This window comes from Cellulomonas sp. Marseille-Q8402 (genome assembly GCF_965119525.1).
This window is the reverse complement of record NZ_CBCPLX010000002.1, coordinates 1241894-1266542: the sequence shown is the minus strand read 5'-3', so window position 1 is coordinate 1266542 and position 24649 is coordinate 1241894. Positions and strand designations below refer to the sequence as shown.

General features: G+C 74.2%; 26 protein-coding genes. 15 read left to right on the top strand and 11 right to left on the bottom strand.

Going from position 1 to position 24649, the window contains the following annotated elements:
* Positions 1-25 precede the first annotated feature (25 nt).
* From ACWPWW_RS16750 to ACWPWW_RS16700, 11 genes are all read left to right on the top strand, one after another.
* Positions 26-1510: a hypothetical protein gene (locus tag ACWPWW_RS16750; protein ID WP_454051465.1), complete on the top strand. Its 1485-nt coding sequence runs from the start codon at positions 26-28 to the stop codon at positions 1508-1510.
* A gap of 12 nt (positions 1511-1522) precedes the next feature.
* Positions 1523-4156: a Gp37-like protein gene (locus ACWPWW_RS16745; protein WP_454051464.1), complete on the top strand. Its 2634-nt coding sequence runs from the start codon at positions 1523-1525 to the stop codon at positions 4154-4156.
* A gap of 1 nt (position 4157) precedes the next feature.
* Positions 4158-4337 (top strand): hypothetical protein, encoded by a 180-nt coding sequence (locus ACWPWW_RS16740; RefSeq protein WP_454051463.1) that lies wholly within the window; start codon positions 4158-4160, stop codon positions 4335-4337.
* 77 nt (positions 4338-4414) lie between these two features.
* Positions 4415-5140, top strand: coding sequence for a hypothetical protein (locus ACWPWW_RS16735; RefSeq protein WP_454051462.1), 726 nt, complete (start codon positions 4415-4417; stop codon positions 5138-5140).
* Between the two features lies 1 nt (position 5141).
* Positions 5142-6203, top strand: coding sequence for a fibronectin type III domain-containing protein (locus tag ACWPWW_RS16730; protein WP_454051461.1), 1062 nt, complete (start codon positions 5142-5144; stop codon positions 6201-6203).
* Positions 6204-6250: 47 nt separating this feature from the next.
* The gene (locus tag ACWPWW_RS16725) at positions 6251-7189 is read left to right on the top strand and encodes a peptidoglycan recognition protein family protein (RefSeq protein ID WP_454051460.1); all 939 of its coding nucleotides are present in this window, start codon (positions 6251-6253) and stop codon (positions 7187-7189) included.
* 29 nt (positions 7190-7218) lie between these two features.
* Positions 7219-7479: a hypothetical protein gene (locus ACWPWW_RS16720; RefSeq protein ID WP_454051459.1), complete on the top strand. Its 261-nt coding sequence runs from the start codon at positions 7219-7221 to the stop codon at positions 7477-7479.
* Positions 7476-7745: a DUF7439 family protein gene (locus ACWPWW_RS16715; protein WP_454051458.1), complete on the top strand. Its 270-nt coding sequence runs from the start codon at positions 7476-7478 to the stop codon at positions 7743-7745. The genes ACWPWW_RS16720 and ACWPWW_RS16715 overlap by 4 nt, the downstream gene beginning before the upstream one ends.
* A 43-nt stretch (positions 7746-7788) precedes the next feature.
* A complete protein-coding gene (locus ACWPWW_RS16710; RefSeq protein WP_454051457.1) occupies positions 7789-8370 on the top strand; it encodes a hypothetical protein in 582 nt (193 codons plus the stop codon).
* A 425-nt stretch (positions 8371-8795) separates the two neighbouring features.
* The gene (locus ACWPWW_RS16705) at positions 8796-9155 is read left to right on the top strand and encodes a DUF7169 domain-containing protein (RefSeq protein ID WP_454051456.1); all 360 of its coding nucleotides are present in this window, start codon (positions 8796-8798) and stop codon (positions 9153-9155) included.
* A 146-nt stretch (positions 9156-9301) separates the two neighbouring features.
* A complete protein-coding gene (locus ACWPWW_RS16700; RefSeq protein WP_454051455.1) occupies positions 9302-10078 on the top strand; it encodes a hypothetical protein in 777 nt (258 codons plus the stop codon).
* Between the two features lie 27 nt (positions 10079-10105).
* Here the strand turns inward: ACWPWW_RS16700 and ACWPWW_RS16695 are convergent, their stop codons facing one another.
* From ACWPWW_RS16695 to ACWPWW_RS16680, 4 genes are read right to left on the bottom strand one after another with little or no spacing between them, the layout of a single operon-like run.
* Positions 10106-10849 (bottom strand): HAD family hydrolase, encoded by a 744-nt coding sequence (locus ACWPWW_RS16695; RefSeq protein ID WP_454051454.1) that lies wholly within the window; start codon positions 10847-10849, stop codon positions 10106-10108.
* Positions 10846-12348, bottom strand: a complete 1503-nt coding sequence (gene gltX, locus ACWPWW_RS16690) for a glutamate--tRNA ligase (RefSeq protein ID WP_454051453.1) — start codon at positions 12346-12348, stop codon at positions 10846-10848. The genes ACWPWW_RS16695 and gltX overlap by 4 nt, the downstream gene beginning before the upstream one ends.
* A gap of 48 nt (positions 12349-12396) precedes the next feature.
* Positions 12397-13179 carry a fumarylacetoacetate hydrolase family protein gene (locus ACWPWW_RS16685; RefSeq protein WP_454051452.1) on the bottom strand — a complete coding sequence of 261 codons (783 nt, stop codon included), beginning with the start codon at positions 13177-13179 and terminating at the stop codon, positions 12397-12399.
* Between the two features lie 17 nt (positions 13180-13196).
* Positions 13197-14018: a methyltransferase domain-containing protein gene (locus tag ACWPWW_RS16680; protein WP_454051451.1), complete on the bottom strand. Its 822-nt coding sequence runs from the start codon at positions 14016-14018 to the stop codon at positions 13197-13199.
* Between the two features lie 106 nt (positions 14019-14124).
* Here ACWPWW_RS16680 and ACWPWW_RS16675 point away from each other — a divergent pair, with 106 nt between their 5' ends.
* On the top strand, positions 14125-15180 hold the full coding sequence (locus tag ACWPWW_RS16675) for a heparan-alpha-glucosaminide N-acetyltransferase domain-containing protein (RefSeq protein WP_454051450.1): 1056 nt from the start codon (positions 14125-14127) through the stop codon (positions 15178-15180).
* Between the two features lie 6 nt (positions 15181-15186).
* Here the strand turns inward: ACWPWW_RS16675 and ACWPWW_RS16670 are convergent, their stop codons facing one another.
* The 5 genes from ACWPWW_RS16670 to ACWPWW_RS16650 form a co-directional block, all read right to left on the bottom strand.
* Complete coding sequence (locus tag ACWPWW_RS16670) at positions 15187-15849, bottom strand: pyridoxine/pyridoxamine 5'-phosphate oxidase (protein ID WP_454051449.1); 663 nt, start codon at positions 15847-15849, stop codon at positions 15187-15189.
* 76 nt (positions 15850-15925) lie between these two features.
* Positions 15926-16393 (bottom strand): PTS sugar transporter subunit IIA, encoded by a 468-nt coding sequence (locus tag ACWPWW_RS16665; protein ID WP_454051448.1) that lies wholly within the window; start codon positions 16391-16393, stop codon positions 15926-15928.
* Positions 16393-16623 carry a PTS transporter subunit EIIB gene (locus tag ACWPWW_RS16660; protein WP_454051447.1) on the bottom strand — a complete coding sequence of 77 codons (231 nt, stop codon included), beginning with the start codon at positions 16621-16623 and terminating at the stop codon, positions 16393-16395. The genes ACWPWW_RS16665 and ACWPWW_RS16660 overlap by 1 nt, the downstream gene beginning before the upstream one ends.
* A gap of 52 nt (positions 16624-16675) precedes the next feature.
* Positions 16676-16921: a glucose PTS transporter subunit EIIB gene (locus ACWPWW_RS16655; RefSeq protein WP_454051446.1), complete on the bottom strand. Its 246-nt coding sequence runs from the start codon at positions 16919-16921 to the stop codon at positions 16676-16678.
* Between the two features lie 17 nt (positions 16922-16938).
* Positions 16939-17742 carry a GntR family transcriptional regulator gene (locus ACWPWW_RS16650; protein ID WP_454051445.1) on the bottom strand — a complete coding sequence of 268 codons (804 nt, stop codon included), beginning with the start codon at positions 17740-17742 and terminating at the stop codon, positions 16939-16941.
* Between the two features lie 241 nt (positions 17743-17983).
* Between ACWPWW_RS16650 and ACWPWW_RS16645 the strand changes: the two genes are divergently transcribed.
* Both ACWPWW_RS16645 and ptsP read left to right on the top strand, forming a co-directional pair.
* Positions 17984-19387, top strand: coding sequence for a PTS transporter subunit EIIC (locus tag ACWPWW_RS16645; protein WP_454051444.1), 1404 nt, complete (start codon positions 17984-17986; stop codon positions 19385-19387).
* The gene (gene ptsP / locus ACWPWW_RS16640; RefSeq protein WP_454051443.1) at positions 19384-21060 is read left to right on the top strand and encodes a phosphoenolpyruvate--protein phosphotransferase; all 1677 of its coding nucleotides are present in this window, start codon (positions 19384-19386) and stop codon (positions 21058-21060) included. The genes ACWPWW_RS16645 and ptsP overlap by 4 nt, the downstream gene beginning before the upstream one ends.
* 108 nt (positions 21061-21168) lie before the next feature.
* Here ptsP and ACWPWW_RS16635 read toward each other — a convergent pair whose 3' ends face one another.
* Together ACWPWW_RS16635 and rnhA are read right to left on the bottom strand one after the other, a co-directional pair.
* Complete coding sequence (locus tag ACWPWW_RS16635; protein WP_454051442.1) at positions 21169-21483, bottom strand: HPr family phosphocarrier protein; 315 nt, start codon at positions 21481-21483, stop codon at positions 21169-21171.
* A 54-nt stretch (positions 21484-21537) separates the two neighbouring features.
* Positions 21538-22011 carry a ribonuclease HI gene (rnhA, locus tag ACWPWW_RS16630; RefSeq protein WP_454051441.1) on the bottom strand — a complete coding sequence of 158 codons (474 nt, stop codon included), beginning with the start codon at positions 22009-22011 and terminating at the stop codon, positions 21538-21540.
* A 44-nt stretch (positions 22012-22055) separates the two neighbouring features.
* Between rnhA and ACWPWW_RS16625 the strand changes: the two genes are divergently transcribed.
* The gene (locus tag ACWPWW_RS16625; RefSeq protein WP_454051440.1) at positions 22056-24647 is read left to right on the top strand and encodes a DEAD/DEAH box helicase; all 2592 of its coding nucleotides are present in this window, start codon (positions 22056-22058) and stop codon (positions 24645-24647) included.
* The last annotated feature ends 2 nt before the right edge of the window (positions 24648-24649 follow it).

Sequence of the window (24649 nt, the reverse complement as noted above, 5' to 3'; positions counted from 1 at the left end):
TCTGACACTGAGCGGAGGCGGTGTCGTGGTCGACCTCAACGACCACCTCGACCGTCACGCGACCGGAGGCACCGCCGTCCTCGACGACGGGCTGGACGGCTTCGGCCTACCTCCGGTGTCCCCTCGCTTCTTCGAGGGCGCCGGGGACGGCTCGACCTACCGGGGCGCCCGCGTGCAGCCCCGGGACCTCACCCTGCCGGTGCTGATCACCGCGACCGGACAGGGCCTGCTGCGCGACCGCGTCTCTGCGCTCGCCACCGTCCTCTCCCCGGCGCACGCACCCGCCCTGCTGACCCTCACCGAGCCCGACGGCACCGCGTGGACCACCGAGGTCGTGCGCACCGGGTCGGGCACGCCCGTGACGGACGGCGAGACGCACTACGCGGTCGAGGTCGCCCTGCGCGCCCCTGACCCGTACTGGACCCGGGAGAACGCCACTGCGCAGACCATCGAGTCCGCGGGGGCCGGCCGGGGCCTGCTGCGTCCGGGAGGCTCGCTGTCGAAGCTCCGGCTGGCATCCGGACAGGTGATCGGCGACGCCGTGATCGAGAACCCCGGCGACGCGCCCGCTTACCCGCTGGTGACCCTGACCGGTCCGGCGACAGGGTTCGAGCTCACGTCTCCCAGGGGCGAGCGTCTGGTGTGGTCGGGCGTCCTCACCGAGGGTGAGCGTCGAGTCTTCGACCACCTCGCGGGCACCGTGGTGGACGGGTCCGGTGGCAACAGGTACGCGGAGCTGGGCGCCGCACCCCGGTTCTGGGCGATCCCGCCCGGCGTGCAGACCGCGCACGTCGACGTCGTCGGGTCGAGCGTGGGTCGCGTGGTGGCGGTCGACCCTCCGTTGCGAACCAACCTCGTGGTCGACCCGCGGGCGACCGCGCTGACGACGTGGGTCGCGAGCGCTGGGGCCGTTCTGGCGCTGGGCGACCGAGCTGTTCGTGTCACCGCATCTGCGACGACGGACGTGACAGCGCGGGTCCGACGAATCGGCACCGCTCCGGACGACCGCTGGCCGATCGCGGTGGGCGACCGGGTGGCCGCGCGGGTCACCGCCCGGAACACGGGTGCGCGCGCAGTCACGATCCGTCTGTGGACCGCGCCCACACGATGGACCGGCGCGACGAACGCGTCGGTCGCGGGCGACCCGGCCGTCGACGTTCGTGCCGTGGTCCCGCCAGGCGGCTCCGTGGTGCTCGAGGGGGTCGGGACGCAGCCCCGGGGCGATGTGACTCACCTCGCCCTGGTCGTCGACCTGCTCGGCCCCGACGGGGCGGAGCCTGCGGTGGGCGACGTCGTCGAGCTCGCGCACGCCGCTCTGTTCCTCGGCGAGGGCGCGCCGACCGCTCTCCCGGTCCCGACTTTCGACGGGTCGACGGCTGCCACGTCCGACCGGGTCTACGCCTGGTCGGGCACGCCGGACGCCTCACCCTCCGTCGAACGTGCGACTGCGGTCGTCGGTCGCACCTCCGTCTCCGTCGCCTGGAAGCCCCGGCGCTGGTTCATGCTCTGAGAGGAGCCCCTTGTGCAGACCTCCGACCTGCTCGTCGAAGTACGCGACGCGAGCCTCGCCCGCGTGGCGCAGATCGCGCCGAGCCACCTGGATCTCTCCGTCGACCTGGTCGACTGCGCGGTCGGCAGCTGGACCCTGCGGCTTCCGGCGGAGCACCCTGCCGTCCAGCACCTGGTGCGGCCCGGAGCCGGCATCATCGTCACCGGCCCGGACGGCGTCGCCTTCTCGGGCCCGGTCGACACCCCGACGGTGGACGCAGACCTGGCTGACCCCACCGGCGTCGCCGCCATCTCAGGGGTGACCGACGACGTCCTCCTGTGGAACCGCCTGGCATACCCGACACCGAGCGCGCTCGCCGCGAGCGCGCAGACGGACGCCTACGACGTGCGCTCCGGCCGCCCGGAGACGGTGATGCTCGACTACGTGCGGGCCAACCTCGGCGCCGCCGCTCCCCCCGGCCGGCGCGTTCCCGCACTGGTGCTGGCGAGCGACGAGCGGCGGGGGACTACGGACGTGCGCAAGAGCGCGCGGTTCGACGTGCTGGGCGATCTGCTGAGCGAGATCGCCACGGTGTCCGGGCTCCGGTTCCGGCTGGTGCAGGTCGGCCCGGCACTGCGCTTCGAGGTGCTCGAGGTCCGGGACCGCCGCGACACCGTCCGGTTCGACCTGGCGAACGGCACCCTCTCCGCGCACTCGGTCGCCGTGGCCCCTCCTCGAGTCACCCGCGCGGTCGTCGGCGGAGCGGGCGAGGGCGCGCTGCGCGAGCTGATCGACGTGTCGGACCCGGCGAACGAGCACGCCGAAGCCGCACGGGGCCCGTGGGGGCGCGTCGAGACCTTCGTCGACAACCGCAGCGGGTCGAGTGACGAGCTGCAGCAGGCCGGGGCCAAGGTTCTCGCCGACGGTGCCGGTTCCACCTCCGCAGCTGCCGTCCCCTCGGACGACCTCACCATGCGCTACGCGGTCGACTGGGACCTCGGTGACGCCGTCACGGTCGTGGTGGGCGGCTCCGAGAACGTCGCGCGGGTCACCGGCGTCTCCCTCATCGTCGACCAGTCCGGGGCCCGCGTGGGCGCGACGATCGGTGAACTGCAGGGGTCGACGCCCGTGCAGGCGCTCACCCGCAGGACGGACGCCGTCGACCGACGCGTGTCCGCGCTCGAACGCACGGCCGAGGCCGGCTCCGTCTCGCAGGTGCCTGTCGATGGCGACCTCGACACGTACACGACGTCCGGCACGTGGACGCTCGACGCGTCTGCGAGCAGCCGGGTGGCCCACGTCCCCGCTCTCGGGGCCGGGGTGCTCACCGTCGCCGTCGCCGACAGCACGGTGATCCAGACCTGCACGGTCAGCGTGAGCACGGGTGGGCCGCCGCGGTCGGTGACCTACCGCCGGGTGCGGGGCGCTGCGCGCACGTGGGGACCGTGGGAGGTCGCCGACGGCGCCCGCGCGCTCGGCTCCCAGGCGGAGCAGGACCGGCTCCGTGACGCCGTCACCACCGTGGACCCGTCCGCCCCTCTGGTCGTGGTTCGCACCGACGCTCCCGGCCAGGCTTTCCGCGTCTCGGCCGACGGCGGTCACACGTGGGAGCAGACCCGGCCGGCGCCGGTGCCGTACGCCTACCCCGAGCTCGGCAACGAGTTCGTCCGGTACGGGAACCGGTTCCACGCTGCCGGGTACTACATGAGCTCGGCAGGGACCGTGGCTCTGACGGGACTGGTCACCGGCGGGACGAACGGCACGGCGCTCTTCACCCTGCCCCAGGAGATGCGCCCCGCCGGGAGGCGTCTGTTCCTGGTCATGTCGGGTGACGGCGTCGGTCGGGTCGACATCCGTGAGACCGGCGAGGTCACCGTCCAGCTCCGTCCCACGACCAGTACCTGGGTGTCCCTCGACGGCATCCTGTTCCCGTCGGCCGCCGTCGCTCCTGAGTCGGCGTGGGCGCCCGTCCCAGCGTTCGGACCGGGCTGGTCGGACTACCGGGCCGTCGACGCCACCTGGCCGCCGGTCTCGTCCTACCAGGATATCGAGGGCCGCGTGTGGTTCCGCGGGCTGCTCCGGGGTGCCGGCGGCGCGGTCACGGCCGACCAGGCGGCGGTGAACACCGGTCGGGGCGGGCCGCCCGTGCAGGTCCACGTGCCCGGTCTGGGGACCAGCGCCTTCGCCTCGCTGGACGTCCTGCCCGATGGCTGGATCCGGGTGAAGGCCGGAACGGCCGGGTCCGCGTGGGTGAGCCTCTGCCACGCGATGTACGTACCCGCGTCGGTGCGCCCGACCGGAGACTACGAGGCGCTCCCCACGTACTGGAACGGCTGGCTGGACTACAGCGCCGCCCAGCCGTCGCAGTCCCTGCTCCGACTGGGGGACGGCATGGTGATGCTCGGCGGAATGATCAAGAGCGGAACCGTGGCAGCCGCGAGCCCCAGTCTGGCTCTCCCGCCGGGAGCAGCCCCGGACACCCAGCCGTTCGCGAACCGCGGCCGGGCGGGAGACCTGATCTTCCCGGGGAACGCCAACAACGCGTCCGCCCGGTTCGACCTCGGATCGATGGTCGCCGGCTCCATCGGCACTCCCGTGCTCAGCCAGTACAGCGGATCCAACTTCTGGCGGTCCCTGCACGGAATCAGCTACTACATCGGAGGCTAGGTTGTCCGTCCTTCCCCTGTTCATCACGCCCATCTCGCTGGCGCTCGACGTCGAGACCCAGGAGGTCGTCCTCACCTACCGCGACGACTGGACCCCAGACGCCCCGGAGGATCCCATGAGCTTCCGGGGGACGGTCCACGCCGAGGTGCGGCTGCCCGCCACGATCCTGCCCGTCGACTGACACCGACCCGACGCCCCAGGACCCGTTCGTCGGGTCCTGGGGCGTCGTCGTCCCCACCCATCCCCGAAGGAGACCTCATGACCCAAACGTCCTGGCCGTTCGAGAACGCGGACACCTCCGAGACGCAGTACTCCTACCTCGCGCGCGAGTTCCTGGACCCTGGAGTCGCCGGGGCGCCCGGTGACACCTCGCTCAGGGTCAGCGCCGGCACTGCCGGGCTGACGCTGTCAGTCGCTGCCGGCCGTGCTTTCGCGCGTGGCTACATGCTGGCGGTTACCGGCACCGAGACGCTCACCCTCGCCGCGGCACACGCGTCGCTCACTCGAGTGGACCGTGTGGTGGTCCGGTTCGACCCGACCGTGAACGCCGGCACCGTGACCGTCCTGCCCGGTACGCCCGGTGCCGGCACCGCTGTGCTCCCCACGGTCAGCGACACCGGCGTGTTCGACGTCGCGCTCGCCAGCGTCACCGTCGCCGCGGGGCAGACCACCGTCTCGGCTGCCGACGTCACCGACGAGCGCGTGTACCTCGGCAACCTCTGGACGACCGCGAGCCGCCCGGGCACCGCCCGCAACCCGGTGCCGCCGGTCAAGGGCCGCACGCTCGGCTACAACCTGACGGCGAACGCCTACGAGTACTGGGACGGCTCCGTGTGGCAGAACCTCATCCCGGCGCCGCCGACGTGGGCGACGCTCGGCGGGAAGCCGACGACCTCCACGCTCGACGGCCGCACCATCACCGTCAACGACAACCCTCCGGCAGCCGGGACCGGTGCTGCCGGGGACATCTGGCTGGAGTACTGAGATGGCGATCTCGTGGGGGCCGACGTCCGGCCACATGCAGGTCGGCATCGACGTGCGGACCGACGCGTACGACGCGAGCACCACCGCGATCAACGTATACGTGGACTTCTGGGTCCGCACGATCGCCTACGGCGCCGCGGACGACCAGTCGCTGACCGCCTACGTGAACGGCGGGGGGTGGGCGTCGTGGAACTACCGCATGAGCTCGGCTGCAGGCGCCACCACGCAGCTCGTCGTCGGGACGATCACGATCCCTTCCCAGGGACTGTCCTACGGCGGCGGGCCCGGCTACACCTTCCAGGGTTCGGTGTCCGGGTCGAACCTCGGCGCGAACCCGTCGCACGCGATCGGCTGGAGCCTCCCGGCCCGCCCGGCGTCCGTACCCACGCAGCCGCCCACCGCCGCCGACTCCATCACCTCCTCCTCGGCACGCGTGGTGGTGAGCGCCGCCGACGGCCGCGGTGCCGGCGTCGACGCCTACCGGGTGCGGGTGCAGCGCAACGTCGACGGCGCGATCGTCTTCGACCAGCAGACCGGGGGCACCGTCACCGTCGGAGGCCTGGTCCGCAACACCGCCTACGTGTACTTCGCCGGTGCACACAACGCGGTCGGGTGGGGCGCGTGGTCGCCCGCGCGCAGCTTCACCACGTCGGCGACCGTCCCCGACCCGCAGGGGGCTGCCCCCAGAGGCACCGGAGCCACACCTGACGCGCTCACCTTCACGTGGGTCGCGCCGGCCACCGGCGGCTCCCCGATCACGACCTACGACCTGCAGGTGAGCACGTCCGCCGCGTTCGGCACCGCGAGCACCGTCACCACGGCGTCGCTCTCCGGCACGGTCACCGGGCTGCCGCCCGCCACGACCCACTACGCGCGGGTGCGTGCCCGGAACGCCGTCGGAGCCGGACCGTGGTCGCCGTCGGCGCAGGCCGAGACCCTGTCCAGCGCCAGGGTGCAGGTGGGCGGTTCGTGGCGTCTGGCACGCGTGTGGGTACGCACGTCCACGGCCTGGGCGCAGGTCCGGGTGTGGAAGCGGCACCCGGACGGAGCCTGGCGGCTCTGAGCACGACCGACGTCGCACACCCTCAACCACCGGAAGGCAGGTGCCGCATGGCCCGCTACCCCGGCGCCGCTTGGCGCCCACTGCCACCCTCGCGCCTGTCGGGCGCGGGCATGGCGGCGTACAACCGCGTGAACCTCCACGTCACGGCCGGGGTCGGCTCCCCGTACCGCACGTTCGACTCCGCCGGGGCGGCGTCGTCGCACTTCTACGTGGCCAAGGACGGCGCAGTCCAGCAGTTCGTGGACACGAGGCTGCGCGCGGAGGCCGATCTCGACGGCAACGACGCGACCATCTCGGTCGAGACCGAGGGCGCCTGGCCGGCGTCGGTCGCCAACACAGAGCCGTGGACCGCGGCACAGATGGAGTCGCTCGCGCGGCTCTACGCCTGGGCGGTGACCACTCACGGCATCGAGCTGCGGATGGCGACGTCCTCGGCGCTCGGCGCTGCCTCCCGCGGGCTGTCCTGGCACCGGCTCGGCATCGACGGCAGCTTCCCGGCACTGCCGTCGGCTCTCGCGGGGCGCTCCCAGCGCGGCGGGGGCATGCGCTACTCCTCCGCCCGCGGCAAGGCGTGCCCCGGCGACGCGAAGATCGGGCAGATTCCCGAGATTCTCGCGCGCACGCGCGTTCTTTTGGGCGGCACGACTGACGCGTCGACCCCGGCGCCCGCCGCCGCGCCGCCGGTCGCCACGGTCGTGTCTCCGGGCGTGACCGCGCCGGGCTACCCTCTGCCGGCTGGTCACTGCTTCGGCCCGCGCGAGGGTCCGGTGTGGCAGCACTCGGGCTTCTACGACCACCGCGAGGACCTCCGGCGGTGGCAGCAACGCATGCTCGAGCGCGGCTGGGTCATCGCGACCGACGGGCTCTACGGAGCCCAGACGAACAGCGTCGCCCGTGCGTTCCAGGCGGAGAAGTCGCTGGCCGTCGATGGTCTGATCGGACCGAGCACGTGGTCGGCAGCGTGGACCGCCCCCGTCACGCGATGACCGTCGCGACGTCCTCCCACGGTCCCGACATGACGACGAGCCGCGCCGACCCGGCGGTCGTGCTCGCGGTCGCCCGCGTCGAGGCGAAGATCGACGTGGTCCTCGCCCAGCACGAGGCGAAGCTCGAGGCGCACGGCCACGACCTGGCCGACCACGAGACCCGTCTGCGGGCGCTCGAGGCGCGGTCGACCGTCTCCCCGCGCGCGCTGTGGACCACAGTGTCCGGCGCCGGAGTCCTGCTCGTCACCCTCTCGCCCATCCTCTCCCGACTGCTCGGAGCCGCACCATGACGCTGTACGCCCTCCTGCCGGCTGCCTGGCGGCCCTACGCGAAGACCGTGGTGGCGGCGCTCGGGACCGTGCTCTCCGTCCTCGCCGTCACCCTCACGGCTGTCCCGCCCTGGGTGGCCGTCGCCACGAACCTCCTGACGGCGCTCGGGGTCTGGGGCGTGCCCAACCGCGACGCCATACCGCTGGCTGCTCCCACCGACGCGGACGGCGACGCGCGGCGGCGAGCGGCGGCCGCGGGTGCGGACGCACCGCGTTTTCATCCGTGAACCGTCTCGCGCGAGACATCGGGCGTGGAGTACGGTCTCAGCCATGCCTCGCCGCGACCGCTCTTTCGACGCCATCCGAGAGGACGCGGTCGAGGCGCTCCGCTCTCTGGCGCACCCGGAGCCGGAAGTGGACGTCACCCGGAGCCGCCGCCGGGCGGCCGCCGCTCTCGTCGAGGCGCGCGGCCACTTCGTCACACGGGACGGCACCGTGGACTGGAGCGGGAGGTCCCACGCCTACCACGCGTTCGTCGGGGAGCTGTTCTCCGAGGCCAACGTCCCGCGGGAGCTCGCGCCGACTATCCAGGCCTCTCTGCGTTACCACACGGGCAACCTCGTCCGCGAGAGCGTCGCGGAGGCGGATCTCTCGGCCGCGGGGTTCCAGAGCCGGGCCACCCCACGCGAACGCTCAGCCGAACGCCGCCGGAGGCGCGGCGAGGCGATCACCCTGCTCGAGTCCGGGGGGCCGCTCGCCGACGACCAGGTGCTTCGTGCACTCGCGCTCACGCTGTCGGTGCTCAACCGGCTCGACGCCCGGACGCTGCGAGCCCTGCCCCCACCCGACCGAGACGAAGCCGTGACCAGCCTGCGACAGCTCGCGCGCCGGGCGGCTGACCTCTCCGCCTGACCCGCGCGCGCCTGTCGATCCTCAACAGGCCGCGTCAGCGCGCGGCCCATGCGCGCTCGACACGCTCCACCACCGCACCGTCAAGCAGAGTGCCGCACGCCGGCAGCCGGTAGGACCCGTCGGCGAACACCACGACGCTCTCCCGACAACCGCACGCGCAGACCGCCTCGCGCCCTCTCGCCTCCTCGGACCGCGTGCTCACCGCAGCACCCTGCACCATCCCTGCCCCGCCTCTCTGAGCCCCGCTGTCGGAGCCGCGGGAAGCGTATGGCGCGACGCTGACAAGGATCTTCACTCGTGCTGCATCCGGGTGACGCGGGCTCCGACGCGGCAACAGCCGCTCCGAGCACGGCGCACTCCCCGGGTACGCCGGCAGATGCCGACCGCCGGACGACCGGCTCGCCCTTCTCGCACCTGGAGCTTCGATGACCACCACGCCCGACGCCCGCTCCGCGCTTGGCGACCTGCTGCTCCGTGCCCGGACGCTCGCGCTCCACCTGGAGGTCGCCGAGTCACTCCAGTGGTCGCCGGCGCCGCGCCGGGTCGCTGGTCGGGAGCCGAGCGAACGCGCCCGCGTCCGCCGCCCGAGCGACCCCACCGCAGACGTCGCCCTGGACGAGACGCGCCTCGTGCTCCGGGCGGCGGTGCGCGAGAGCGAGGCGGCACTGGCAGCGGCGACGGACCGCCTCTCCCGGACCGCCGGACTGCTTGAGCAGGCCCTCGAGCAGTGGCACGGAGGCGCGACCGCAGCGACACCCGAAAACCACCCGTTTAGCCGCGTGTGACGTCTCACGCGAGTGCTACGTTGGCGCGGTCGTCGCCGCTCGCGTTCGCAGAGCGGACATCGCCGGGCACCCACTCCGCACCCGGCACCTGTGCGCTTGCAGCGACGTCGTGCGAGCGCTCCCGCACCACCTCGGAAGGACGGCCCATGCCCGCCGCGATCACCCTCTTCGAACGCCGGGACCAGCTCCCCGACCTCGAGCCGGACACCGAAGCAGCCCTCGTGGAGCGCGTGCGCGCCGGCGACTCCGACGCGTTCCTCCGGCTCGCGGAGAACTACGCGCCCCGACTCAGGGCAGCCGCGGCGCACGCCCGCGGCGCCATCGAGGACCGTGACGAGCGGCGCCAGGCGGCGCTCACTGCGTTCCACGCGGCGGTGCTCGCCACCCGGCCTGGGGACCGGGTGGCCCGCGTCATCAAGCTCGCCATGAGCAGCGAGATGAACAGGACAGCATCCGAATCACGCACCGGGCTCTCGGTGCCGCACGGCACCGCGCGGCGGTACTTCTCCATCCTCGGCGCGGCAGGCGGCGACATCCGGCTCGCCGCCGCGAGCGCGGCCGCGCACGGAATGAGCACCGAAGCTTTCCACAGCGTGCGGCACGCGGTGCACGACGGCGTCTCCGTCGAGTCGCTGGTGGCGGTCGATGCCGGCGACGGCGCGACGGCGCTCGACCAGCACCTCTCACCCGCCTACGAGCCGGTGGCGCACGCGAGCTCGGTCGAGCGCCAGGTGCTCGCGGAGCACGCGCTGGCCGCGGTGGAGGGGGTCGAGCGCACCGTCACCCTGCTGGCGTACGGATTCGCCGAGCCCGAGCCGGTTCCGGACGCGGAGATCGCTCATCGGCTGGGAATCAACCGTACGAGCGCGTGGAAGATCCGCCAACGCGCCCTTTCCAGGATGCGAGTGCGCCTGGGCGCGTGAGACGACTCGCGCGACTGCAGGAGCCGCTCAGAGCCCCAGCACCCCCGGCAGCTCGTCCAGCGACCGGATGACGACGTCGGCAGCCACCGGCTCCCCCGCGTTCGCGTCCTTCGCCCCCAGCCCGGGCCGCGCGAGCCACACGCCGCGCAGGCCCGCGGCGGTCGCGGCCCGGGCGTCGACGTCGAGCTCGTCCCCGACGTAGGCCGTCCTGCCGGGCGGCGTGCCGAGCCGGCGGCAGGCCTCGGCGAACACGCGCGGGTCGGGCTTGCCGAACCCCAGGGTGTCGACGCCGACCAGCAGCGGCACGTCGTCCGCGAGCCCGGCCCGGGTGAGCTTGCGCACCTGGTACTCCGTCGCGGCGTTGGTCAGCGCGCCGACCTTGATGCCCGCGTCGAGCAGCCGCCGGACGACCGCGGCCGCGTCGGTGTGCGCGGCCCAGGCGCCGGTGAACCGGTCCTCGAAGAGGGTGTTCCACTCGTCGTAGGCGGCGTCGTCGAGCACGGGGCCGCCGAACGTGGCGTGCAGGTCGTTGGCGCGGGCCATCCGCTGCTCGCGGTACGACACCTCGCCGCGGGTGTAGCCGCGGTACCGGCCGCCGGCGTCGGCGCGCCAGTGGTCGAGCACCTCGACGTCGCGCGCCGGGTCCAGCTCGGGCAGCCACGTGCGGGAGACGGCGGCGAGCGCGGCCGCGAACGCCCCGTGCGTGTCGACCAGGGTGTCGTCGACGTCGAACAGGACGCCGTCGACGAGCGGCCGGGGCAGCGCCGTCACAGCGACGCGCGCAGCGCCGCGAGCCGCGCGAGGGTGGACGTCCGGCCGAGGATCTCCAGGGACTCGAACAGCGGCGGCGAGACCCGTCGGCCGGAGACGGCGACGCGCAGCGGCGTGAACGCGAACCGCGGCTTGATCCCGAGCCCGTCGACCAGGGCGGCCTGCAGGGCCTCCTGCGTGGCGTCGGTGGTGAAGCCGTCCGCGGGCAGCGCGGACAGCGCGGCGGTGGCGGCGTCGAGCACGTCGGCGGCGCTGTCCTTGAGCGCGCCGCGCGCGTCCTCCTCGACCACGAGCGCGTCGTCGGCCGTGAACAGGAAGCCGAGCATCCCGACGGCCTCGCCGAGCAGCGTGACGCGGGTCTGGATCAGCGGCGCGCCGGCGTCGAGCAGCGCACGGTGCTCGACGGACAGGTCCGCGTAGGAGTCGGCCGGCACGAGGCCCGCGCGGTGCAGGTACGGGACCAGGCGGTCGCGGAAGTCCTCGGGTGCGAGCAGCCGGACGTGCTCGGCGTTGATCGCCTCGGCCTTCTTCAGGTCGAACCGCGCGGGGTTGGGGTTCACGTCGGCGACGTCGAACGCCTCGACCAGCTCGGCGACCGAGAACACGTCCCGGTCCGGGCCGATCGACCAGCCGAGCAGCGACAGGTAGTTGAGCAGCCCCTCGGGCGTGAAGCCGCGGTCGCGGTGCAGGAACAGGTTGGACTCGGGGTCGCGCTTGGAGAGCTTCTTGTTGCCCTCGCCCATCACGTACGGCAGGTGGCCGAACTCCGGCATGACGGTCGCGACGCCGAGGTCGAGCAGCGCCCGGTACAGCGCGACCTGCCGCGGGGTGGAGGACAGCAGGTCCTCGCCGCGCAGCACGTGGGTGATGCCCATCAGGGCGTCGTCGACGGGGTTGACCAGGGTGTAGAGCGGCTGGCCGTTGCCGCGCACGATCACGTAGTCGGGGATGGAGCCGGCCCGGAAGGTGACGTCGCCGCGCACCAGGTCGGCGAAGGTGACGTCCTCGTCGGGCATCCGCAGCCGCAGCACGGGCTCGCGGCCCTCGGCGCGGTAGGCGGCCTTCTGCTCCTCGGTCAGCGCGCGGTCGTACCCGTCGTACCCGAGCTTCGGGTCGCGGCCGGCGGCCCGGTGCCGGGCCTCGACCTCCTCCGGGGTGGTGAACGACTCGTAGGCGTAGCCGCCCTCGACGAGCCGGCGCGCGACGTCGGCGTACAGGTCCATCCGCTGCGACTGCCGGTAGGGCTCGTGCGGGCCGCCGACCTCGACGCCCTCGTCCCAGTCGAGGCCGAGCCAGCGCAGGGCGTCGAGCAGCTGCTGGTAGGACTCCTCGGAGTCGCGCGCGGCGTCGGTGTCCTCGATGCGGAACACGAACGTGCCGCCGGTGTGCCGGGCGTAGGCCCAGTTGAACAGGGCCGTGCGGATCAGGCCGACGTGCGGCGTCCCCGTCGGGCTGGGGCAGAAGCGGACACGAACCGGGGACGCAGCAGCAGCACTCACGCCGTCCACCCTAGCGAGGGTGGACGGGCCTCCCCGCCAGCGCCGGCCTCAGGACCGCCGCAGCACCGGGTTCCGCAGGGTGCCGATCTCCTCGACCTCGACCTCGACGACGTCCCGCTCCTCGAGGAGGCCGACGCCGGCCGGGGTGCCGGTCAGGATGATGTCGCCGGGCAGCAGCGTGAACACCTCGGAGATGTACGAGATGAGCGCGGGCACGTCGAACACCATCTGCGACGTGCGGCCGTCCTGCTTGGTCTCGCCGTTGACCCGTGAGCGCACCGCCAGGTCGTCGACGTCCAGGCCGGGGACGACCCACGGGCCGATCGGGCAGGACGAGTCGAAGCCCTTGGCGCGGGCCCACTGCGAGTCGGATCGCTGCGCGTCCCGGGCGGTGACGTCGTTGGCGACGGTGTAGCCGAATACCTTGCTGAGCGCGTGCTCGGGCGAGACGTCCTTGGTGACCTTGCCGATGACGACGGCGAGCTCGGCCTCGTACGAGACCTCCTCGGTCCAGTCGGGCAGGACGATCGGGTCGTCCGGGCCGACCACGGCGGTGTTGGGCTTGAGGAACAGCAGCGGCGCGGTCGGCACCTCGTTGCCCATCTCGGCGGCGTGGTCGACGTAGTTGCGGCCGACGCCGATGATCTTGGAGCGCGGGATGACCGGCGCCAGCAGCCGGACGCCGTCGCCGAGCGGGATCCGCTCGCCGGTGGGCTGCACCGGGGTGTAGATCGGGTCGCCGCTGATGACGACGAGCTGCTCCGAGCCGGGCTCGCCCTCGACCAGGGCGTAGCGGGGGTCGTCCCCCGTGGTGAACCTCGCGATACGCACGAGGGCCACCCTAGCCGTCACACCCGGGCGAGCACCTCGCCGTGCAGCACCGCGAACCAGCCGTCGGGCGCCTCGCCCCACTCGCGCCAGCCCGCGGCGAGCTGCTCGAGCCCGACCTCGTCGGCCAGGCCGTGCGCGACCGCCTGGTGCGCGAAGTCCGAGGCGACGCAGCGCTCGGCCCACAGGCCGGCCCACCACGTGCGGTCGTCCTCGGAGGCGTAGCTCCACACGCCGGCCGTCGCGACCAGGGCGTCGGGGTCGTAGCCGGCGGCGAGCGCCCACGACTGCAGGCGGCGCCCGGCGTCGGCCTCGGCGCCGTTGGCCTGCGTGACCTCGTGGTACAGCGCGGACCACTCGTCGAGGACCGGGGACGCCGGGAACCAGGTCATGCCGGCGTAGTCGGCGTCCCGCACCGCGACGACCCCGCCGGGGCGGGTCACGCGGCGCAGCTCGCGCAGGGCGGCGACCGGGTCGACCAGGTGCTGCAGGAGCTGGTGGGCGTGCGTGACGTCGAAGCTGGCGTCCTCGAACGGCAGCGCGTACGCGTCGCCGGTCCGGAACGTGACGTTCGTGACCCCGGCGGCCTCGGCGTCCTCGCGGGCGATGTCGACGACCCGCTCGGAGCGGTCGACGCCGATCACCTCGCCCGGGGCGACGCGGGCGGCGAGGTCCACGGTGAGGTTGCCGGGCCCGCAGCCGACGTCGAGCAGGCGCTGCCCGGGCTGCAGAGCGGGCAGCAGGTAGGCCGCCGAGTTCTCCGCGGTGCGCCACCGGTGGGAGCGCAGCACGCTGTCGTGGTGGCCGTGGGTGTAGACGTCGGCCGGGTGCGTGTCGGTCACGCGTCGACTGTAGGGGCGGCGCACGTGCGCGTTCCAGTGAGCGGTACGTTCCGTCCCGTCGGCTGAGACACATCGCACATGCCGGACCGGCGGCTAGCGTGACGCCATGCAGCGGATCACGGGGGTGGACGTCGCCCGGGGCCTGGCGGTGCTCGGGATGCTCACCGCCCACGTCGGGCCCGGCGGGCCGGAGGACCCCTGGCCGTGGTCGCTGGCGCAGGTGGTCGACGGGCGGTCCGCCGCGCTGTTCGTGCTGCTGTCCGGGGTGTCCGTCGCGCTGGTCTCGGGCGGCTCCTCCCCGGTGGCGGGGACCCGGCGGGTGCAGGCCCGCACCAAGGTGCTGGTCCGGGCGTTCGCGGTCCTCGGCCTGGGCGTCGCGGTGCTGCTGCTCGGGACGCCGATCGCCGTGATCCTGCCGACCTACGCCGTGCTGTTCGCGGCGACCGTCCCGCTGCTCGGCGCCGACCCGCGCCGGCTCCTCGCGGGCGCGGCGGCCGTCGCGGCGTTCGGGCCGGTCCTGCACCTCGCGCTCGCGCCGGCGCTGGAGCGGCTGCCGGGACGCGCGTACACGGACCTCGTGGTCGGCGACTACTACCCGGCGGTCGTCTGGTTCGCGTACGTGCTGGTCGGCCTGGCGGTCGGGCGGGCGGACCTGCGCGCCCGCGGCGTCCGCCTGCGGCTGCTGGGCGCCGGCGTGGCGCTGGCGGTCGTGGGGCACGGCGCGTCCGCGCTGCTGACCCGGGCGCTGGCCGGCGACGACGCCCTCGTGGCCCTGGTGACGACGGAGCCGCACTCCAGCTCCGTGCTCGAGGTGGTCGCGAACACGGGCGTCGGCCTCGCGGTGCTGGCGCTGTGCCTGCTCGTGGCCGACGCGGCCCCCGTGCTGGTGGCGCCCGTGGCGGCGACCGGGGCGCTGGCCCTCACCGCGTACACCGTGCAGCTGGTGGCGATCGCCGCCCTCGGGCCGTCGGTGGTGTGGGAGCCGGACACCGGGACCTGGCTGGCGTTCCTCGGCTTCACGCTCGCGGCGTGCTGGCTGTGGCGGCTGTCGTTCGGCCGCGGGCCCCTGGAGCGGCTGCTGCACACGCTCGCGGCCCGGGCGTCGGACGTGTCGCCCGACCAGCTGCCCGCGCGCGAGCCCGTCGCCCCGCCCCGGGCCTGAGCCGCCTCACGGCCAGTCGAGGTGCCGGTCCCAGCGCCCGTCGACGCGGACGTACCGGACCCGCAGGTGCGCGCGGTCCGAGACGCCCTGCCAGAGCTCGACCTCCTCGGGCTCGACCGCCCAGAGCTGCCAGGTCGGCAGCACCAGCCCGGGCTCGCGGTCCACACGGACCCGTGCCTCGACGACGGCGTCGGACAGCTCCCCCACCGACAGCAGCGGCTCGCCGGGCCGGGACGCCAGCGCCGCGGCGCGCGAGCTGGGCGACCGGCTGAGGAAGTCCGCGGCGCACGCCGCCGCGTCGAGGGCCCGCGCCCGGCCGGCCACCCGGACCTGCCGGCCCAGGGGCTGCCAGTACGACGTCAGCGCGGCGCGCGGGTCCGCCGCCAGGTCGCGCGACTTGGCGGTGCGGGCGTCGGTGGCGAACACCCACGCGCCGTCGGCCACGTCGGTCAGCAGCACCACGCGGGCGCTCGGCGCGCCGTCCGGGCCGGTCGTCGCCAGCAGCACGGCGTGCGGCTCGGGCACCCGGGCCGCGACGGCGTCCGCCAGCCAGCCCTCGAACGCCTGGACGGGGTCGGCGGGCAGCGCGTAGGGGTCGACCTCGGGGAGGTCGCCGGTGAGGGCGGGCAGCGACCGGAGCAGGTCCCGCGTCGTCGGTCGGGGCAGCATCGCCCCAGTATCGACCTGCGGCAGGCGTCCGGGGCGGGACGTCGGCCCCGCCCCGGACCGCCTGCCGTCGTCGGGGTCAGTCCAGGGACAGCAGCGGGTCGCCGGGCGACACGCGGGTGCCGGGCTCGGCCAGCCGCGTGAGCGAGCCGGGCGCGGCCTCGAGCCCGACGACCGGGCAGATCGCCGACCGGCCGCCGGCCTCGACGGCCGCCGGGTCCCACTCCACGAGGAGCTGGCCCTGCGTGACGGCGTCCCCCTCGGCGACGTGCAGGGTGAAGCCCTCGCCGCCGAGCTGGACCGTGTTGATGCCCAGGTGCACCAGCACGCCGCGGCCGCCCTCGGCGAGCAGCACGAACGCGTGCGGGTGCAGCTTGGCGACGGTGCCGGCGACGGGCGCGACGACCGCGCGGCCCGCGCCGCTCTCCGTGTCCGGCTGGACCGCGAGACCCGGTCCCACGATCTCCCCGGCGAACACCGGGTCGTCCACGTCCGCGAGCGCGTGCACCACGCCGGCGACGGGGGCGAGGACGGTCAGTGCCGCCATCAGCGCAGGTCCTCGATGTCGGAGGCGAGCGTGTCCGCCTCCGGCCCGACGATGACCTGCACGACGGTGCCCGACTGCATGACGGCGATCGCGCCCGCCGCCTTCAGGACGGCCTCGGTGACCTTGGACGGGTCCTCGACCTCGACGCGCAGCCGCGTGATGCACGGCTCCAGGTCGACGATGTTGGCGTCGCCGCCCAGTCCGGCCAGGATCTGCTCTGCCTTGCTCATGGTTCTCTCCTCGTGGCTCAGCCGGTGTGGTCTGCGGTGGGGGTCGAGCGGCTCACATCAGGTCCTCCAGGTCGGACGCGAGGGTGTCGACGCTCGGGCCGATCACCACCTGCACCACCCGGCCGGACACCATCACGCCGAACGCGCCGGCGGCGCGCAGGGCGGCGGCGTCCACCCGGGACGGCTCCTTGACCAGGGACCGGAGCCGCGTGGTGCACGGCTCGATCTCGTCGATGTTGCCCACGCCGCCGAGCCCGGCGAGGATCGCCGCCGCCTGGTCGGTCCCCCGGTGCGTCATCCGGCTGCTCCTCTCGGTCACGGCTGCACCCCCACGGCCTCGCGCTCGCCCTCGTCGGCCCGCACCCGCGGGACCAGCGCCGGGCCCGGCGCGCTGAGCGGCACCCACACGCTGTACCGGTCGCCGCGGTAGCAGGCGCGCGAGTACATGGCGGGGGTGTCGGTGCTGAAGGTGCGCCGGGTGGCACGGAGCACCGCCCGGGTGGTGCGCAGGTCGAGCAGCGCGGCCTCCTCGTCCGTGGCGTCCGCGGCCGTGAGCGTCTCCTCGCCCCAGGAGGGCTCGAGGCCCACGGCCCGCAGGGCGTCGTGCATGCTCGGCGGCGGCCCGGCGGCCAGCAGGTCCGGGACCAGCGCGACCGGGACCCAGTGCTGCTCGATGCTCATCGGCGAGCCGTCGGCGGACCGGACCCGGCGCAGGTGGTGCAGCGGTGCGCCGACCGGGGTCCCGAGGGCGTCGGCGGCCTCGACGGAGGCGGGCACCGTGCCGACGCCGAGGACGCGCGTCTCGGGACGCATCCCCCGGCGGCGCATCTCCTCGCCGAACGTGGTCAGGCGCATCTCGAAGTCCATGCGCTGCGGGGCCACGAAGGTGCCGCGGCCCTGCTCGCGGACCAGCAGACCCTCGCCGACGAGGGCGTCCACCGCCTGGCGCACGGTCATCCGGGAGACGCCGAACCGCTCGCAGAGCGTGCGCTCGGACGGGATCGCGTCGCCGACCAGCAGCTCGCGCTCCACCAGGTCGACCAGGTACGACCGGACCTCCTGGTACTTGTGGGCGCCGCGACGGGCCGGCTCGGCGGGGCGGGGCTGGTCGGCGTGCACGGCCTCACCCTCCCACTCCGGTCGTCGTCGTCCGTCCCACCGGGTCCGTGACGCAGCAGCTGCGGCCGGGATGTGGTCCTTGACACATCTTCCGGTCTAGACCACTCTGACCGCAACTGGTCCAGACAACTTGCCGGACTCGACGGCGACCACGCAAGTCCCCGCGTTCCCCCTCGAGCGCACGCACCCGCCGGCCACGTCGGCGGGCCCTCCCCCGCACCCTTCTCGACGAGGAGTGACCATGTCCGCCACCACGGTCGACACCCCCAAGCGGGGCATCCCCGGGCTCGCGCAGCTCCAGCGCGTGGGCCGTTCGCTCATGCTGCCGATCGCCTCGCTGCCCGCCGCCGCGCTGCTGCTCCGGCTCGGCCAGTCCGACATGCTCGGCGCGGACGGCCTCGGCCGGAACGCCGACTGGCTGCTGCCGGTCGCCGACGTGCTCGCCGCGGCCGGCAACGCCCTGCTCGGCAACCTGCCGCTGCTGTTCGCCCTCGGCGTCGCCATCGGCTACGCCCGCAAGGCCGACGGCTCCACCGGCCTCGCCGCCCTGATCGGGTACCTGGTGTTCACGGGCGTCACCGACGCGCTGTCGCCGTACGTGCTCGACCGCGCCGGCGAGGGCGAGGTCCAGGAGCTCATCAACTACGGCGTGCTCGGCGGCATCGTGATCGGCCTGACCGCCGCGCTGCTCTACCAGCGGTTCTACCGGATCAAGCTGCCGGCCTACCTGGCGTTCTTCGGCGGCCGGCGGTTCGTGCCGATCGTCACGGCCGGCGTGGCGGTGCTGATCGGCGTCGTCGCCGCGCTCATCTACCCCGCCTTCGACGCCGGGTTCACCGCGGTCGGCGACTGGGTCACCGGCTCGACGATCATCGGCGCGTTCGTGTTCGGCACGCTCAACCGCCTGCTGCTGCCGTTCGGCCTGCACCACCTGCTGAACTCGCTGCCGTGGTTCCAGTTCGGCTCCTACGACGCGGACGGCCAGACCTGGAACGGCGACATCGCCCGGTTCCTGCACGGCGACCCGACCGCCGGCACGTTCATGACCGGCTTCTTCCCGATCATGATGTTCGCGCTGCCCGCGGCCGCGCTGGCCATCGTGCACACCGCGAAGAAGAAGAACCGCAAGGTCATCGCCGGCATCATGGGCTCGGCCGCGCTGGTCGCGTTCGTCACCGGCGTCACCGAGCCGCTCGAGTTCGCGTTCGTCTACGTGGCCTACCCGCTGTACGCGATCCACGCCGTGCTCACCGGCACGTCGCTGGCCCTGGTCAACGCGCTCGACATCCGCAGCGGCTTCGGGTTCTCCGCGGGCGCCATCGACTACCTGCTGAACTTCCGGATCGCCGAGCAGCCGCTGCTGCTCATCGTGATCGGCCTGGGCTACGCGGTCGTCTACTACTTCCTGTTCCGGTTCATGATCCTGAGGTTCAACTTCAAGACCCCCGGCCGCGAGGACGACCCCGTGGCCGAGGGCGCGGGCGACGAGGTCCGCACGCCGGCCGACGCGCAGGTCGAGCAGCCGGTGGCCACGGTGCCGTCGGCGCGGGTGGAGTCGCGGGCGGACGACCCGGGCCGCCACGCCGGTGGCACCAGGCGGACCGACGGGACCGAGGGCGCCGAGGGCGCTGCAGGGACCCTGTGACGCTCGCCCTCCACGGCGTCGGGGTCAGCCCCGGGACGGGCGCCGGCGTGGTCGTGACCATGCCGGCGCCCGTCGCCGTGCCGCCCGCCGCCACCCTGCCCGACGGCGCCGACCCGGAGGCGGCCGTCGCCGCGCTGGAGGCCGCGGTGGCCGGGGTCCGGGCGGAGCTGACCGCCGCGGCCGGGGCCGCGACCGGGACGGCCGCCGAGGTGCTGGCCGTCGCCGCCGCGATGGCCGCCGACCCCGCGCTCGCGGCGGACGCCGCCCGGCGGGTCCGGTCCGCCCGCAGCACGCCGGAGCGTGCCGTGTGGGAGGCGGCGGGCGTCGTCGTCGAGCAGCTCGCGGCGCTCGGGGGCTATATGGCCGAGCGCACCCAGGACGTCGCCGACGTCCGCGACCGGCTCGTGGCCCGGCTGACCGGGGTGCGCCCGCCGGGGGTCCCGGACCCGGGGCACCCCTTCGTGCTCGTCGCGCACGACCTGGCACCGGCCGACACCGCCACGCTCGACCCCGCGCAGGTGGTCGCGATCGTCACGGTCGGCGGCGGGCCGACCTCGCACACCGCGATCCTGGCCCGCGCGCTGGGCATCCCGGCGGTCGTCGCGGCGCCGGACGCGGCCGGGCTGACCGACGGGGAGACCGTGGTCGTCGACGGCTCGGCGGGCGACGTGCTGCGCTCCCCCGGCGCCGAGGAGCTCGCCGCGGCCGAGCGGGCCCGGGCGCGCCGCGACCGCGCCTTCGACGGCACCGGTGCCACCGCCGACGGGCACCGCGTGCAGCTCCTGGCCAACGTCGCCGACCCGTCCGCGGCCCGCGCCGCCGCCGAGGCGGGGGCCGAGGGCGTCGGGCTGTTCCGCACCGAGTTCTGCTTCCTCGGGCGCACCGAGGAGCCGACGGTGGCCGAGCAGGTCGAGGCGTACCGGTCGGTCCTCGCGGCGTTCCCCGGGCGGAAGGTCGTCGTGCGGACGCTCGACGCCGGCGCCGACAAGCCGCTGCCCTTCGTCACCGCGGCCGGCGAGCCGAACCCGGCGCTCGGCGTCCGGGGGCTGCGCACCGCCGTCCGGCACCCCGACGTGCTGGACCGGCAGCTGGAGGCGATCGCCGCCGCGGCCGCCGCCGAGCAAGCCGAGGTCTGGGTGATGGCGCCGATGGTCGCCACGCCCGACGAGGCCGAGGGGTTCGTCCGGCTGTGCGCGGCGCACGGGCTCGCTCAGGCGGGCGTGATGGTCGAGGTCCCCGCGGCCGCGCTCTGCGCCGGGCCGGTGCTGGCCCACGCCCGGTTCGCCAGCCTCGGCACGAACGACCTGACGCAGTACGCCATGGCCGCGGACCGAGAGCTCGCCGACCTGGCGACGCTGTCGACGCCGTGGCAGCCCGCGGTCCTGGCGCTGGTCGCGGCGACCTGCCGGGGCGGGGCGGAGCAGGACCGGCCCGTGGGCGTGTGCGGCGAGGCCGCGGCCGACCCGGCGCTGGCACCGGTGCTGGTCGGGCTCGGGGTGACCTCGCTGTCGATGACGCCGCGGGCGCTGGCGGACGTCGCCGCGGTGCTCGGGTCCGTCACGCTGGCCGACTGCCGCCGGGCGGCGGGGGTGGCGCTCGGGGCGCGGACGCCGGCCGAGGGCCGCGCGGCGGTCCGGGCGGCGCTGCCGGTCCTGGCCGAGCTGGGGCTCTAGACCCGGCCGCGCACGTCCCGGCACGGCACGGCCCGGCGCGGACAGCCCGGCACGGCACGGACGACGCGGCCCCGGCACGCCGTGCGTGCCGGGGCTGCGTCGGACGCGCTACGCGATCTCGGTCTGCCGCAGGAACGTCTCCAGCGCGTCGAGCGCGGTCTCGGCCTCGGGGCCGTCGGCCTCGGTGGCCAGCACCACGGTCTCGCCGGCGGCCGCGCCCAGGGTCATCACCCCGAGGATGCTCGCGGCCTGCACCGGGGCGGCATCACCCTTGCGGACGGTGACCGGGACCGGCTGCTTGCCGGCCTCCGCGACGAACAGGGCGGCGGGGCGGGCGTGCAGCCCCTCCGCGATGGCGACGACGACGGACCGTTCCATGGGCGCGACCTCCGGTGCGAGCGGGGTGTGCCCGGCGTTGGGCACGGACCGACTGTAACTGGTCTGGACCACCAGCGGAACGCTCACCGGTCCGGCGGGTCAGCCCGCGCGGACCTGGTCGACGCCCTTGTTGGCCAGCTGGTCCGCGCGCTCGTTCCCCGGGTCGCCCGCGTGGCCCTTGACCCAGTGCCAGCTGATCGCGTGCCGGGCCACCTCGGCGTCGAGCGCCTGCCACAGGTCCTGGTTCTTCACCGGCTTCTTGTCGGCGGTGCGCCAGCTGTTCCGCTTCCAGCCGGCGATCCACTTGGTGACCCCGTTCATCACGTACTGCGAGTCGATGTGCAGGTCGACGCGGCACTGCTGGTTCAGCGCGCGGAGCCCCTCGATGACCGCGGTCAGCTCCATGCGGTTGTTCGTGGTGGCGGGCTCCCCGCCGAACAGCTCGCGCTCGTGCCCGTTCGACCGCAGCAGCACGCCCCAGCCGCCCGGGCCCGGGTTGCCCTTGCAGGCGCCGTCCGTCCACATCTCGACGGCGGGCGGGGTCACGGGTGCGGCGGCCTCGGTGGTGCTCATGGTCGCCCACTGTAGGGGTGCGCCCGGCGTGAAAGGATCGGCCGGTGCCCGCCTCCCGCCAGACCCTCGCCGACCGGGTCCCGGCGGACCCCACCGACGCCGACGCCCTCTACGCCGCATTCCTCGACTGGGCCGCGGACCAGGGGCTGACCCTCTACCCGCACCAGGACGAGGCGCTGCTGGAGCTGGTCACCGGCTCGCACGTCATCCTGTCGACGCCCACGGGCTCCGGGAAGTCGCTGGTCGCGACCGCGGCGCACTTCGTCGCGCTGGCGCAGGGCCGCCGGACCTACTACACCGCGCCGCTCAAGGCCCTGGTCAGCGAGAAGTTCTTCGCGCTGGTCGAGGCGTTCGGCTCCGCCAACGTCGGCATGATGACCGGCGACTCCGCGGTGAACCCCGACGCGCCGATCATCTGCTGCACGGCCGAAATCCTCGCCAACGTCGCGCTGCGCCAGGGTCCCGGAGCGGACGTCGGCCAGGTCGTCATGGACGAGTTCCACTTCTACTCCGACCCGCAGCGCGGCTGGGCGTGGCAGGTGCCGCTGCTGGAGCTGCCGCGCGCGCAGTTCCTGCTGATGTCGGCGACCCTCGGCGACGTGTCGTTCTTCGCCGAGGACCTCGAGCGCCGCACGGACGTGCCGGTGTCGGTCGTCGCAGGGGCCGAGCGCCCGGTGCCGCTGTCCTTCACCTACGAGGTCGAGCCGCTGCACGAGCTGCTGGAGATGCTGGTGCAGACCGGCCGCTCCCCCGTGTACGTCGTGCACTTCACGCAGAAGGAGGCGGTCGAGCGCGCGCAGGCCCTGCTGTCGACGACTCTCGCCAGCCGGGAGCAGCGCGACGTGATCGCCGCCGAGCTCGGCGACTTCCGGTTCGGCCCCGGGTTCGGCAGGACGCTGTCCCGGCTGCTCCGGCACGGCGTCGGCGTGCACCACGCGGGCATGCTGCCCAAGTACCGCCGCGTGGTCGAGCGGCTGACCCAGAAGGGCCTGCTCCGCGTCGTCTGCGGCACCGACACCCTGGGCGTCGGCATCAACGTCCCGATCCGCACCGTGCTGCTCACCTCCCTGGTGAAGTACGACGGCACCCGGATGCGGCACCTGTCCGCCCGCGAGTTCCACCAGATCGCCGGGCGCGCCGGCCGCGCGGGCTACGACACCACCGGCGAGGTGCTGGTGCTCGCGCCCGAGCACGTGATCGAGAACCGCAAGGCCCTGGCCAAGGCCGGCGACGACCCGAAGAAGCTCAAGAAGATCGTCCGCAAGCAGGCGCCGCCCGGGATGGTCAACTGGACCGACAAGACGTTCGAGCGGCTGCGGGACGCCGAGCCCGAGCCGCTGACGTCCTCGTTCTCGGTGACGCACGCGATGGTGCTGAACGTCCTGGCGCGCCCCACGGGCGACCCGGTCGAGACCATGAAGCACCTGCTGCTCGACAACCACGAGCCCGAGGCGGCCCGCGGCCGGCTGATCCGGCAGGCGGTCGCGATCTACCGCTCGCTGCGCGCCGCGGGCGTGGTCGAGCGGGTCGTCCACGACGGCCCGGGCCCGGAGCGGCTGCGGCGCACGGTCCGGCTCACCGTCGACGTGCCGCCGACGTTCGCGCTCAACCAGGCGCTGTCCCCGTTCGCGTACGCCGCGCTCGACCTGCTGGACATCGAGGACCCGGGCTACGCGCACGACGTCGTCTCCGTCATCGAGGCCACGCTGGACGACCCGCGCCAGGTGCTCGCCGCGCAGCAGAACAAGGCCCGCGGCGAGGCGGTCGCCGCGATGAAGGCCGACGGCATCGAGTACGAGGAGCGGATGGCGCTCCTGGAGGACGTCACCTACCCGCGGCCGCTGGCCGAGCTGCTGGGCGCGTCGTTCCAGATCTACAAGCAGACCAACCCGTGGGTCGCCGACCACGAGCTGTCGCCCAAGTCGATCGTGCGCGAGATGCACGAGCACGCCGCGACGTTCGCGGAGTACGTGTCGAGCTACCAGCTGGACCGCACCGAGGGCGTGCTGCTCCGGTACCTCGCCGACGCGTTCCGCGCCCTGCGGCAGACCGTGCCCGACGACGCCCGCACCGAGGAGCTGCACGAGATCATCGAGTGGCTGGGCGACCTGGTCCGGCGCACCGACTCCAGCCTGCTCGACGAGTGGGAGCGGCTGGCGCACCCCGAGGACCTCGACGACGCCACCGTCACCGAGTCCCGGCCCGAGGACGACGCTCCCCCGCCGATCACCACGAGCACGCGGGTGTTCCGCGCTCTGGTGCGCGGGGCGCTGTTCCGCCGCGTCGACCTCGCCGCCCGCGAGGCGTACCCGGCGCTCGCCGCGCTGAAGGACCTCGACGCCGAGGACGAGCCGTGGACCGCCGACCGGTGGGCCGACGCCCTCGACCCGTTCTACGACGACCACGACGAGATCCTCACCGGCCCCGCGGCCCGCGGGCCGGCGCTGTTCCAGGTGGACCAGCGGCCGGCGGCGCACGGCGAGGCGGGCGCTCGCGGGGACCTGTGGTTCGTGCGGCAGCTGCTCGACGACCCCGCCGGCGACCACGACTGGCGCATCGACGCGCTGGTCGACCTGCCGGCCTCCGACGCCGCCGGCGAGGTCGTGCTGCGGGTGCTGGACGTCGGACCGCTCTGACC

Coding starts and splice junctions, on each gene's coding strand:
- ACWPWW_RS16645 (WP_454051444.1), top strand. CDS start 17,984: ATGTCCGCCACCACGGTCGACACCCCCAAGCGGGGCATCCCCGGGCTC.
- ACWPWW_RS16720 (WP_454051459.1), top strand. CDS start 7,219: ATGACGACGAGCCGCGCCGACCCGGCGGTCGTGCTCGCGGTCGCCCGC.
- ACWPWW_RS16710 (WP_454051457.1), top strand. CDS start 7,789: ATGCCTCGCCGCGACCGCTCTTTCGACGCCATCCGAGAGGACGCGGTC.
- ACWPWW_RS16705 (WP_454051456.1), top strand. CDS start 8,796: ATGACCACCACGCCCGACGCCCGCTCCGCGCTTGGCGACCTGCTGCTC.
- ACWPWW_RS16665 (WP_454051448.1), bottom strand. CDS start 16,393: ATGGCGGCACTGACCGTCCTCGCCCCCGTCGCCGGCGTGGTGCACGCG.
- ACWPWW_RS16660 (WP_454051447.1), bottom strand. CDS start 16,623: ATGAGCAAGGCAGAGCAGATCCTGGCCGGACTGGGCGGCGACGCCAAC.
- ACWPWW_RS16700 (WP_454051455.1), top strand. CDS start 9,302: ATGCCCGCCGCGATCACCCTCTTCGAACGCCGGGACCAGCTCCCCGAC.
- ACWPWW_RS16730 (WP_454051461.1), top strand. CDS start 5,142: ATGGCGATCTCGTGGGGGCCGACGTCCGGCCACATGCAGGTCGGCATC.
- ACWPWW_RS16675 (WP_454051450.1), top strand. CDS start 14,125: ATGCAGCGGATCACGGGGGTGGACGTCGCCCGGGGCCTGGCGGTGCTC.
- ACWPWW_RS16655 (WP_454051446.1), bottom strand. CDS start 16,921: ATGACGCACCGGGGGACCGACCAGGCGGCGGCGATCCTCGCCGGGCTC.
- ACWPWW_RS16735 (WP_454051462.1), top strand. CDS start 4,415: ATGACCCAAACGTCCTGGCCGTTCGAGAACGCGGACACCTCCGAGACG.
- ACWPWW_RS16715 (WP_454051458.1), top strand. CDS start 7,476: ATGACGCTGTACGCCCTCCTGCCGGCTGCCTGGCGGCCCTACGCGAAG.
- ACWPWW_RS16725 (WP_454051460.1), top strand. CDS start 6,251: ATGGCCCGCTACCCCGGCGCCGCTTGGCGCCCACTGCCACCCTCGCGC.
- ACWPWW_RS16670 (WP_454051449.1), bottom strand. CDS start 15,849: ATGCTGCCCCGACCGACGACGCGGGACCTGCTCCGGTCGCTGCCCGCC.
- rnhA (WP_454051441.1), bottom strand. CDS start 22,011: ATGAGCACCACCGAGGCCGCCGCACCCGTGACCCCGCCCGCCGTCGAG.